The sequence below is a fragment of the Nostoc sp. C110 genome (assembly GCF_043099725.1).
Lineage (GTDB): Bacteria > Cyanobacteriota > Cyanobacteriia > Cyanobacteriales > Nostocaceae > Nostoc > Nostoc muscorum_A.
The window spans coordinates 5,188,388-5,201,233 of the sequence record NZ_CP171148.1 but is presented as its reverse complement, the minus strand read 5'-3'; the positions used below and the strand labels follow the sequence as shown (position 1 = coordinate 5,201,233).

Genomic DNA, 12,846 nt, shown 5'->3' with positions numbered 1-12,846 from the left:
TTTTCCTCCTTTAATTAAAAGTAGCTGGACGATATTCGCTGTAATAAGCGGGCATTTGTAAGCCCTGAACTTTTAAACTTTGTATCCGGTATAAAAATGCCGCTCCGGTCATAATATGGTTAGCAACATCAACTACCTGACGATTATTTGATTCAGATAAATAAGAACCTCTAACCCAGTCATTGAAACTGCCCATAGCAGGGCCACACCAGATTTGATAATCCATTTCTCTCCCTTTTTCTCCAAAGTTAGACCAACGGGATGATAATCCAAGATACCAGCGAAAAATTAAAGCCATCTTCAGTTTTGGATTATTAACAGCCTTGGCCAATTTATCAGGATTGCGTTGAGATAAATAAGTAACTGTCTCTTGCCACACTGCATCCAAGCTCTTTTTCAAAACTTGTTTTTCTAATTTATCTCTTTCCACCAAGGGAATATCTTCAATTGAGTCATAGTTTTTGTATAGTTCAAACATTTTTTGGGCTCGTAAAGGAAAGAGAGTTCCTCTTTTGAGCACTTGGAGTTTTACCCCCATTTCGAACATATCTGCCGCCGGAGCCATCATCACATCAGCCATCTCGGCTTGAGCCAATAATTGTTTAGTATGTTGAGAAGTTCCGGCTTCAATGCAAGATTGGTTAATCGAGCCTGTTACAACATAAGCAGCACCCATCATAAAGGCAGCTAATGCTGATTGTGGCGTAGCAATTCCTCCTGCTACTCCAACTCGGACAGGTTTTTCATAAGAAAATTTTCTTTGAATTTCATCTCTCAATTCTAAGATGGAAGGTAAGAGACAAACCAGAGGACGATTATCTGTATGACCACCAGAATCTGCTTCGGCAGTAATATCGTCAGCTACAGGAATTTTTTCAGCTAGGGTTGCTTGTAATTCACTGATAAGGCCTTGCTCAACTAATTGCTTCAAAATTTTTGTTGGAGCAGGTTGTAGAAATTTGATTGCAACTTCTCTCCGAGAAACTTTTGCTATAATTTTATTTTTGATTTCGATTTTATTGTCCGCATTCAAACCAAGTCCAGCAGCGCGATAGTAAACAATGTTGTCAGTCAAATCGAGGAAGGCGGAAGCTTCTATTGTTCTCACCTGATATTTAAGATACAAATCAACAACACCGCGTTCAATAGCAGGTTCACTGGGACTGTGGAGTAAGTTAAATGCGTAAGGTCCTTCGGGTAAAGCTTGCTGAATAAGCTTAATGGCTGCTTCGACGCGAGCAGGAGATAAGCCACCAGCACCAAATGAACTTAAGATTTTCTCTTTACCAAGGGCAATTACCAGTTCTTCAGAAGCAATCCCTTGAGCCATTGCGCCCGTGGCATAAGCGTATTTTACACCATGAAATTTGAGAAAAGTTGAATCGCCTAATTGCCGAGTTGACAGAGGTGGAGTAGATACTAATATTTCTGCCTGTCCCGTTTTTTCTTGGTTGCAAGGATATAGATAACCTTCATTAGTTGCGCCAACTTTTCCTTCAACTCTAATAATATAACAAGGTTTTTCTAAATTTAGAAGCTTAGATTTTATGCCTTTTTCGTTAAAAGATACAAAATCTAAAATACCTTGCCAAACTTGATTTTGGTGGGAAATATAGTCTGAAATTTTTAGGTAGTTACCATTGTTATTTAGTATATTATCTGCACCAATCATCTTTTTTAACCTCCAGTTCCAGAAAATTGTTTACCAGATAATGTTTGAAAAATTTACAGCAGATTTTATACTGATTACCTGTGAGTTTGCTCTAGAGCAAGGGGCTTCAGCCCCTTGTCTTACTAAGCTTGATTTTGCACCAATTATTTATTCAAATAATCTGGGTACTTTGCTGCTTTAGATGATTATCATTCAAACAACTTTTGATAACAAGCTATTTGCAACTGAATGATGGTGCTAATTTGCTTTAGTGACTCCTGTCTCGCTTGTAAAAAGACAGCATGAGCTTTGGTCATCCTGGAAGCATTCTCACTCAGTTTTTGATAGTAAGGACTGTGTGAATTGAGCAAATGGGGTTCGTCAACAACGCTGGAAGTTTTCAAACTAGGGGTCAGAGCGAATTGATTCTTTTCCTGTTCTGTTACCCAATTTTCGTTAATTTGTAATTTTTCTACAGTTTCATTGCGTTCTTGTAGCAATAACTGAGTAGGTTCGCTGCCATTTTGAAAGTTAACTTGCTCTTGGAGAGTTTCTAGATTTCTAGAGGTGTTTTCAAGACTTTTGGTAGGATTGGGGAGCAAAGAAGAATTCATTTGTGCAAATTCCTTTAATTCTGATAGTTGATATTGCTGCTGATTAACAGTTTTGATGGGATATCTAAAAGAGATATCTTTAAGGATTTCGTGATTTTTTTTATTCAAAGATATGTAACTAATCTTGCTATTTTGCAAGGTTATAGTTCTCACGTTAGACTGGCTTTCATTGGAAACTTCTGGTTCTTGAGAATATAATGGTGATAAATCTAGTTCAACTCTATGGCTAAGGAGTTTTGCTAAGGCTTTGATAATAGAAGCATGATCGTCTACACCTCTTTTATTAAGAGATACTGTGATCTGTTCTTTTGCCTTGAGGGTTTTATCAATCCATCTGGAACAGTTACTACCAGCACCTACTTCGAGAAATATTTTGAAGCCATCTTCATAGACACGGTTAATTAGCCGAGGAAAATTAAGCTGTTGACAGATGTTTTGAGCAATGTTGCGAGCTATTGAATCACTGTCGAGGTCAATTGGTTTATACTCGGCTGTGGAATAAAAAATAGTTTCTGATTTATTTTGGCTAGGGAATGTATTTAATCTCACAAGTTCATGGTATTCAGAGCGCATTGCCTCGCAATGGATGACATGGGTGAAGGGAGCAAGAAAAGCATCACAATTTAGATTGGCAATTACCCGCTTACAAGCTTCTATCTCACCAGCAATCACGACTTCTTCTGGAGTATTAATTAAAAGTAAATAGACGCGATCTTCATCTTGGATGGCTTCCTGAACACGAGATACTGGACATATAAGAATATAGTTGCGCCAAAAATCTCCGCTTTTATCATCCTCTCCTTGAGGTAATCCCCAATACTCGCGCACAGCATTTTTGGAACCAGATAGCCTTGTCTTAAACAGAGGAGATGAGTTAAAGCTCTTACTATTATCTAGAAACTCAGTCCAGACACCTTGAGCCAACATCATGCTAATCTCGCCCAAGCTATAACCAAAAGCACATTGGGGCTTGATCTGAAAATAATTGCTCAGAGTTGCCGTCAAAAGTGTAGCAAAGAGCATTTCTAATTCGAGTATTGCTACTGAATCGTTAATCAATTCCTTTTCAAGTGCTTCCAGTTGCCTATTTGAAAATTTTTCTAAACTTCGAGGGTAGACAAGTTTTTCTACATTCGCGAGACGGTTGTAACCACTTTTGATGAGCAGCTGATCATAAAGTTGAGGAAATAAACGAAATAGATTCCGACCTATTCCAAGATAAGCACTAAAGGCTGCTGGATAAACGAAAGCGATTTTACCTTTTTGCCCAAGTGGTTTTGCTGTAAAATAGCTGCCTAGAGGAGTTTGCCAGTCTTTACCTGTCTTGAAGGCATCGGGAATACCTTTGAGGGAGTGCTGAATTTCGCGCTGCAATTCATCTTGATTGTGTCCGAGAATTGCTACTGCATAAGTTGCCTGTTGATGCTGTTGAAAAGTTGCAAAAGTCATACTAGCAGCAGCAGCTAGGGAAGAACAATCTTTAATGGTTTGTTGAAGATTGCGGATTTCTTCTAATAGAGTTGATTGCTCGTCAGATGCGATCACAAACACATAGTAAGGCATTTGCTCTAAATACCTGCTGTTGTGATGTTGCTGATATACTTCCTCTGACAAAATTAAATGTGCATAACTTCCATCTATCTCCATCCCGTTAATCGCAGCTATTCTTCTAGTAGCTCCTTTTTCTAAAAACCAGGGTTTTGATTCACAAGCGACATAAAAGGGACTATCTCGCCAAATCTCTGGCATTTTAGGACCAGACCATTGGGGAACTGCGGGAATGTAACGATGATACAGGCAAAGTGCTGTTTTAATCAGGCTAACTATCCCCGATGCAGCATAGGTATGACCTATATTTGCTTTAATACTCCCGATCGCACAAGTTAAATTTGGCTCAAATGTGCGATAAGCTGCGAGCAACCCTTGAATTTCTGACTCATCTTGCTGGGAAATTCCACTACCAACAACTTCCAAATAGTTGATATCTCTTGGTTTGATATCTGCAAGATGAAAAGCCTGTTGACAAGCCTGGGCTATCATTTCAGAATTTGGAACCGTGAGAGGGTGAATTTTAGATTTTGAATTTTCCACAAGACTAAGAGCGTCAATCGTTGCATATATGCGATTGTTCTCTCGTTTTGCTGTTTCGTGGAGCTTCAATACTACAGCCCCCGCACCCTCTCCGACTATCCAGCCATTGGCTTTCTGGTCGTAACTGAGAGTATTCACACCTGTGTTAACTTTTGTTATTTCATTTCGTTGTAAAACACTAGCGCCATCCCCAGCAAGGTCAATCGCACCGACTAAAACAGCGTCTACTTCTCTGATTGCAAGTATCTTTTGGGCAAGCTCCAAGGCTTTAAAAACAGAATTTTGTTCGGCAATTAATGTGAATGTCGGTCCAGCAAAATTCCACAGTTTGGAAATATAATTAGCTAGGCTGTTTTCGATGTAGTTGGTATATTCATTATCTTCAAGTTGCTCTTTTTGTTGATGCAGAGTTAGGTCTTTAGTACTAGCAATTATTATTGCTATTCTCGTACTTTTACGAAGTGCCGCATCTTTTAGAGCATTATCGGCAACCTGAAGCATCAACAGTTCTTGAGGGTTAAAATTGTCTACTTCTTCTGGTGGTAGTTCTAAACTGAAAGCATCAATTTCAAAATCTTTAATGTATGCACCTAATGGTGCTACACCATCGGGAAAACTGTAGTTTTTCAACAACTGTTGTTGTGCTTCTATTGCTTGCCATCGCTGAGGAGGTCTGGAAATAAAATGCTGAGTTCCCTCATAAATACTGCGTTCAAAGGTATCTAATCCCTTGCAGCCGCCACCCAAATAGCAATCCATCCCTACAATCGCTATTTTATGAATTTTATTTGGTGCAAATTCTTCCATCACCTACCTCCTCAAGCTGATGTATATATTTTGTAAGAATTCAGGAGTCAGAATAGTTAAAGAGTCAGGATAAAATTTGGTGAATCAATCATATTAGATTCTTTCTAAGTCTGACTTATGACTCCTTAGTGCTGAATTCTTATGACATTTTTCAGTTGCCTATTTAAATTTCATCTAGTTGCTTGGGTAAAATAGTTCCCTTAGCACCAAGCATTCGGGTATATATTTTCCCTTGCTGATTATGGGCGATGACATCAACAACTAAACTCGATTCTGTCTTTGATTTTATTTCACAAGAAACGTAAAATATTTCATCAAATGGAACGGCAGCAAACTGTTCAAAAGTCTTGATTTCTGAAGGCAAACAAGCTACCTGATAAAAATGCTGTGCCCAAATCCAAAATGCATGAATCTGCACATCTGCAATGTAGGGATTGAATGTTTGGACTGGGAATTGTCCTTGTTGTCTTTCTCCAGGCTCTGGCAAGTAGCATTCTATGGTGATCTTGTCCAGAGTGGTATTTAAAACAGATTTTACACCTTGAAAGGTAAATCCGTGAAATAAGCTAGCTGCCCCATTTTGATAAAGTGATGAAGTCGTCGCGGTGATTTTATGATCCTGGCTTAAGTTCATAAATTCGTGTGTTGGGGCAATAAGAACTTCCCGCTTCAATTTCATCTGACTACTAAAATGATAACGGATTTTACCTTCTGGAGTTTTACTCCAGATTTTGGCATCAAAATCTATCTCATTGATATCATGTTTAGCAATTTCTTGCAATTCTAAAGTGTATTCAGTTGCTAAATTTTCATCAAATATTAGTCCCTTCAAAACTTTATAGTTTGTACAACTGAAGGCTTTATAACCAGGATAGATTTGTTCGCAAGCGTTAGCAATCCAAAAGAGTCCACAAGTCGCGGGGAGAACTGGATAACCAGCAATTACATGATCTTGTAAAAATGGATTAGCTGCTAATGTTAGTTGCCTCTGAATCCGAAAAGTTCTCAACTCGCTTGGTAGCTGTTCTGGGATATAAACTAAAGGGCTACCAATTACAACTTGCACAGTTTCTTGATTGGTGTTAGCTAATTCATCAACTAACATTTCTGTACCAATATCAACAGGAATAGTCTCGATATTCCGTTCAGCAAAAGCTTGCTTTAATTCAGGAGAAACCATACCACTATCCCAAGGGCCCCAATTAATCGCTACCACATGAGAATGGGGATGGTTGCGTTTGACAAGATGGGCTGATTTGTTGAGAATTTCATTAGCGATCGCATAATCTGACTGTCCCACGTTTCCGTAGAAACCAACTACAGAAGAAAACAGGACTAAATAATTCAGTTGGCTAGGTGTTACACACCGCAACAGGTTTTCTAGACCTTTAACTTTGGCTGTGTAAACTGTTTCAAAATCTTGGACTGATTTTTTCTCAATCCGCTTATCAGCTAGATTTCCAGCCCCGTGAATAATTCCTGTTACCGGCCCAAAACGCTTGACAGCATTAGCAACTTGCTCCTGAAGTGCGATCGCATCAGTCACATCAACATTCAAATATTCAGCCTTTCCACCCGCCTGGTTTATAGCTTGTAACGTTGTAGCAATTTCGCGACTAGATGAAATAGCATTAAACTTTTTCTGCACCATCGCAGGTGTGGGTTTTTCGCCTTTGGCGAAGAAATCCTCCATAATCCGCTTTTTCAAATCTGCTTCGCTTAAGTAACCTTCAGTCCATACGGGTTCTGGATCGGCGGCGGAACGACCCACCAAGATAAATTTGCATTGATAACGCTGCGCTAGTTTAATCACACACTGAGCCGTTATCCCTTTCGCACCGCCACTTACGAGAAATACTTGGGATTCGGCATTAGGGATGGGGAAAACGTTGGAGGAAAAGGTGCTGGGTGCAAAGGGGATTCCACCGATTTCCTGCTCTCTATTTTTTTGTTCTTCCTGTTCACATACTAGAGTTACTCGCTCTTGTGAGTTGTATCCGACTTCCACGACTAATAGATTTGGGTCGTGAAGTTCAGCGAAGATATGCTGTGCTGATGTTTCGGCATCTAAATCAGGACTGAGGTCGATCGCTCGACAAAATACAGATTCCCATTCCTGGTTCAAAGTTTTGGTGAGTCCGAATAGTCCAGCGCCAATTGCACCAAAGTTAGTTTTTTGCCCTAGTCCGAATTCACCATCCAGACGAGCCACAGTTATAAAACTACTACGTCCTTGAAGTGCTGCTTGATTGAGTGGTTCTTTGAGATATTTGGCGATGAGAAAGACATGGCGAAGGATGGCTTTTTCTGATTCCAGATAGCGAACATGGTTGCTGATATCGTCGTGAGTGGAAGGATTCAGATGGATAAATGTAGCTATTTGTCCATAGTTAGTAGCGATCGCTCCTAACTGTTCTCGCAAATGCTCCTCACTCAAATCTGCAAGCACCACACGGCTAATCCCTTCAGGTAACGGAGATTGTTTAGCAATCACGGTTGAAGGAAAAGTTAAGACAACAATTTTCCAGCCGCGTTTGAACAGAGTCTCAGCTAGTTTCGCCGTAGTCAGAGAACCATCATCGGTAAGCAAGGCGATATGGTTATCGGATAATGTGAAATCTAAAACATCAGGTTCGGGAAGATATTTGAGTCTGACAGGACTACGAAAAATTGAGGATTGGGGATTGGAAATTGGGGAAAACTCTTCTCCCCTGCTCCCGGCTCCCGGCTCCCCTACTTCTTCCCCAGTCCCTAGTCCCTTTTCTATATGTGCAACAATTTGTCCAAGGGTACCTAATTGAGCCAATGCTTCTGAAGTCAGCTTGGGTAAATCCGGGTATAGTTCTAGCAACGCTTCGAGAATTTCCACAAGTTTGACAGCATCAATTCCCAAATCTGTCTCAATATCCATCGACAAATCTAACATTGTCGTCGAATAGCCCGTCTTTTCACTAACGACATTGAACACAATGTTAGTAAGCTCTGGAGATGAGGGGGATGGCGGGGATGAGGAAGGTATTGCTGTTACTCCTCCATTTCCCTCATCTCCTTCATCTCCCTTATCTTCCCCATCTCCCTCTGCTCCCTGCTCCCTGCTCCCTGTCTCATTTGGGGCGTTGACAAAGCCCACCGCAGGTATCGCATCAGAAATCTCAGATGCAATTTTCCCCATATATTCAGCTATTTGAGCCAGTGTGCGTAGTTGTCCTACTTCTTCGGGATTCGGCTTGGGCAAATCGGGATATAGTTCTAACAACGCTCCGAGAATTTCTACACGTTTGATCGAATCAATCCCCAAATCTGCCTCTATATCCATCGTTAGTTCTAACATCTCCGTTGGGTAGCCTGTTTTATCACTAACGACGTTAATCAGAGTTTGGCTCAGAGCGGCTTGATCGATGATTACTGGCGGGGGTGGGGGTGCAATCTCTACAGGTGCAGTATTCTCCTTTAATGGAGTAATATCCAGAAATGCTGTTGCTTGATGATGTGCGCCATTACCATTACCATTTGTGCCGTTACCATTAGTTGAAACTGGCTCAGATTTAGTGGCAGATCCGTTACTCGGCAAAGCAACCGGTGCAGTCTCCCGAACAGGGTTATCCTCTTCGACTGGTGGAGCTACTGGACTTGGTTGATAATTGACTGGCGGTATCAGACTCTGTTGATTAGTATTGCTGGGCGACGGTTGATAATTTCGCTGAAGCAATTGGAAAAAGTTGTTAGTGTATTCTTGCTGATAGTTGAGATATTGCTCATGGATACGGAGACTATCAGTTTGATGCTCGTGAAACCGCATGATGCTGCGCTCTGAACTGGAGACTACCAGTTGCTGTGTTTCTGTATGTGGTTCGCTGAATTTACTATTTCCCCACAACGCATGTTGTTGCTCCATGAGTTGGAAGAAGGTTTTAGTATATTCTGTCTGATTGTTTAAAGATTGTTCATGAACCTGCAAGATTTCATGTTGATTGCGACTGAAATCAATCAGGGAGTATTCTAAGTTATCTATAGCTCTTAAATAACTTAGAGGAAGTTCTGAACTAGGTTGCAAAGACTTGATATCGAGTTGATCTGATTGCCCATTCTGCACAGATTTCACTCCACCGTTGACTGTTACTTTCTCTGCTGAATGAGAGGGGTTAGCTGTTACTGAGTGAGGTTTATCGCCATTTCCAAAGGTAGATTGACCGTTAACTGCTACCTTCTCTACGGAATGAGAGGGGTTAGGTTTATTGCCATTGCCAACGGTGGATTGACTGTTAACTGATACCTTCTCTGTGGATTGAGAAAAGTTGGGTTTATTACCGTTCGCAACGGTGGGTTTCACTTCATGCCCATTTTGCATAGCTTTTTCAAAGGACTGCTTGGTTTTATCTGATACAAAGTTGGTGCTATTTAAACGGACATTCAAGAGCTGATTTGGAGAAGCTTCTGGGATTTTATACTCCAGTTGATAGGGGTCTAAGTTTTGCAAAGGTAATCCAGCAACGCGTAACTGTAGAACAGCTTGCCGCAAAGTGCGATCGCTATCTTTGAGATGACTAGCATTTAAAGCTACAGCTAAATGAGGGCGATCGCACAGGATATCTTTGACCAAGTTGGTGAGAACACTTCGCGGCCCAAATTCAATAAAGCAGTAACCGCCTTCAGCATAAATATTTTCAATTTCTTGCTTAAACAGCACCTGATTTTTCAGATGTTCTTTGAGGACTGTTTGAATGACTTGCGGCTCATTTGGGTAACGCTTCCCGGTAACATTGGTATAAACCGGGATTTGTGGCTCATTAAAAGTAACTTTCTCAATTGCTCTGGCAAAGGGTTGCTGTGCATAAGCCACTAATGGAGTGTGAAAAGCTGCGGAAACTCCCAACAAAATGCTAGAGAACCCTTGAGTTTTCAGAGCCTCCTGTACATTAGCAATTTCAGCTTTCGTCCCTGCTAACACCATCTGATTTGGAGAATTCAAGTTAGCAATGGTGACTTGCGGGAAATTCTGAATTAGTTCTGTAACCTGATTTACATCCCCTTTCACCGCCAACATCGCTCCCGCATCCAATAGAGGATCTTTTGGTGCAGCCATCGCTTGACCTCTAGCTTTGACCAAGAACAGGTAATCTTTCTCACTCAAAACTCCCGCAGCCCACAAAGCAGTCAGTTCTCCAAAACTATGTCCAGCCACGAAATCTGGCTTAAACCCAGCTTGTTGCAATATCTTGTACAAACCAGCGCTAAAAGCTCCAATAGCTGGCTGTGCATATTCTGTTTGCTGCAACACCTTCATCTGGGCAGTCTTTTGATCTAGATCAAACACAGGGTTCGGGAAAACAACCTCCGAAAGGGGTTGCAAACCGTCTTGGCGTAAAAGGCTATCAATTTGAGCATAAGTCTGCCCCAACTCTGGGAAGTTAATTACGAGTTCCCGACCCATCTCTAAATATTGCGACCCTTGCCCAGAAAATAGGGCAACCACCTTTCCCTCTGTTGCTATGCCAGTTTTGCGGTAGTAAATTCCTTGGGGATACTCCCATGATTCTGCTTGCAGCTTGTTTTTGAGCAAGTCAATACTTGTTTGCAACAAATCGCAAGCTTGAGTCAGAGAATCAGTAACAAACCCAAGTCTGGCATTTGTAACCGGAATTTCTAAAGATTGAGAAGCCGCAATCAATTCTGTATAAAGCTGTTCTCCCGTATCAGATTGCAATTGCTGTTTAATTTCTTGACAGCGTGACAACAATTCTTCAGGCGTTGACGCAAATAGCAACACCGGCTGAGAAGGTTTGTGTAAACGATAGGGTTGCTGATGTTGACTTGTATATTCTTCCAAAACGACGTGATAATTTGTGCCACCAAAGCCAAAAGAACTTACCCCTGCACGTCTTGGTTGGTCATCGCCGCTAATCCAAGGTCTTGTTTCCGTATTTAAGTAAAATGGAGAACTATCAATATCTAATTTAGGATGCGGTTTGGTGACATTAATCGTGGCTGGCAATACTTTGTGGTGTAAAGCCAAAGCCGTTTTGATCAGACTCGCCGCACCCGCAGCAGCTTTTGTATGTCCAATCTGTGATTTGACAGTTCCAAGCGCAATATGTTGTTTTTTGGGATTGCTTTCGCCAAAAACCTCTTTTATAGATGAGAATTCGGCGGGATCTCCAGCCATAGTACCAGTGCCGTGTGCTTCAATCAAACCAACACTCGCAGGCGAAAATCCGGCATCTTCGTAAGCACGATGTAAGGCTCTCATTTGACCTTCTGGACGTGGCGCATAGATACTTTTATAGCGCCCATCGCTAGAAGTACCAATGCCTTTGATGACTGCATAGATTCGGTCATTATCTCGCTGGGCATCTTCAAGGCGCTTCAGGACTAACATTCCCACACCTTCACCCAGCATCATCCCATCAGACTCTGCATCGAAAGGTTTAACCTTCTCACCTTGGGAAACAGCAGGAGTTTTGCTGAAGCACATGTAGGCCATAATTGAGTTGTCGGTGTCAACTCCGCCAGTGATCATCATATCGGCTCGATGCTCAGTTAGCTCACTAATTGCCATTTTGAGGGCACCCAATGAACTCGCACAGGCGGCATCTACTACACAGTTAGTCCCGCCCAAATCTAGGCGGTTAGCAATTCTTCCTGTAACTACGTTTGCGAGCATACCGGGGAAGGCGTTCTCATCCCACTGCACATAAGCACTTTTGATTTTATCGATGATTTTTTGTGCATCTTCATCAGATAAGCCACTGCCTTTGAGAACTTTTTCCCAGATTGGGTACTGCATTCTCGCAGTCAGAGGAACCGCCAACTGCCTACCTAGTGCCACACCTAAGATTACACCAGTACGTTGGCGAAGGCGATCGTAGATATCGCAACTAAACTGTCGAGATTCGCCGTAACCTGCATCTTCCATCGCTGCTTTCGCAACAATCAAACCTAGCAATTGCGATATATCTGTAACTTCTAGGCTGTTGGGTGGCAGTCCAAATTCCATCGGATTGAAATTGACATCCGGGATAAATCCGCCTCTTTTACAATATGTTTTATCTGGTGTTCTGGGGTTAGGATCATAATAATCCTCTACACTCCAACGCGAAGGGGGAACATCAGTAATACAATCAACTTTATGAATTATTTTCTCCCAATATTCCTGTAAATTTTTTGATTGGGGAAAGATAGAAGCCATCCCAATAATTGCAATATCTGTTTTTTGCTGAGGTCTATTTATTTCGCTGGTTAACGGTGCATTCTCAACCATAACTTTTTTCACCTGTATGAGCTTGAGTAGAGACTGTTCACAATTGCTAACTTCTTCTTGCAACTGTGCTAAAACAGCTTCAATTCTAGAAGCAGTCATGACTTTTTCTTCACTATTAGATTTTTGAGATGTAAAGATGATAATAAAATTACCATCTCTACAAATAGAGAAAGACGCGATTATTTTTTAGGGAAGGCTAGGGGCTATTGATGGTAAGCGATATGCCTTTACTTGAGGTTCAGAAGCCATAAACAAAACTTCAAGAGATTTTAGTGAGGATATCCTGAAGTCTAAATGTAGAATTCAGATTTCTTTTGGGCTAAAGAATTGCTCTAAATTGGAAATGGCTTCAACATTACAACATAAGTTGTTAATCAGATATAAATTGGATGTTTTCATCCAGCTAACATCTTAACTTATCAATT

At 41.2% G+C, this 12,846-nt stretch carries 3 protein-coding genes; all 3 read right to left on the bottom strand.

What is annotated here, in order from left to right:
• Positions 1–10 precede the first annotated feature (10 nt).
• Positions 11–1,672: a PfaD family polyunsaturated fatty acid/polyketide biosynthesis protein gene (locus ACFFRD_RS27470; protein ID WP_392478725.1), complete on the bottom strand. Its 1,662-nt coding sequence runs from the start codon at positions 1,670–1,672 to the stop codon at positions 11–13.
• A gap of 188 nt (positions 1,673–1,860) precedes the next feature.
• Positions 1,861–5,163, bottom strand: coding sequence for a PfaB family protein (locus ACFFRD_RS27465; RefSeq protein WP_392478723.1), 3,303 nt, complete (start codon positions 5,161–5,163; stop codon positions 1,861–1,863).
• A gap of 163 nt (positions 5,164–5,326) precedes the next feature.
• A complete protein-coding gene (locus tag ACFFRD_RS27460; RefSeq protein ID WP_392478721.1) occupies positions 5,327–12,520 on the bottom strand; it encodes an SDR family NAD(P)-dependent oxidoreductase in 7,194 nt (2,397 codons plus the stop codon).
• Between the last annotated feature and the right edge of the window lie 326 nt (positions 12,521–12,846).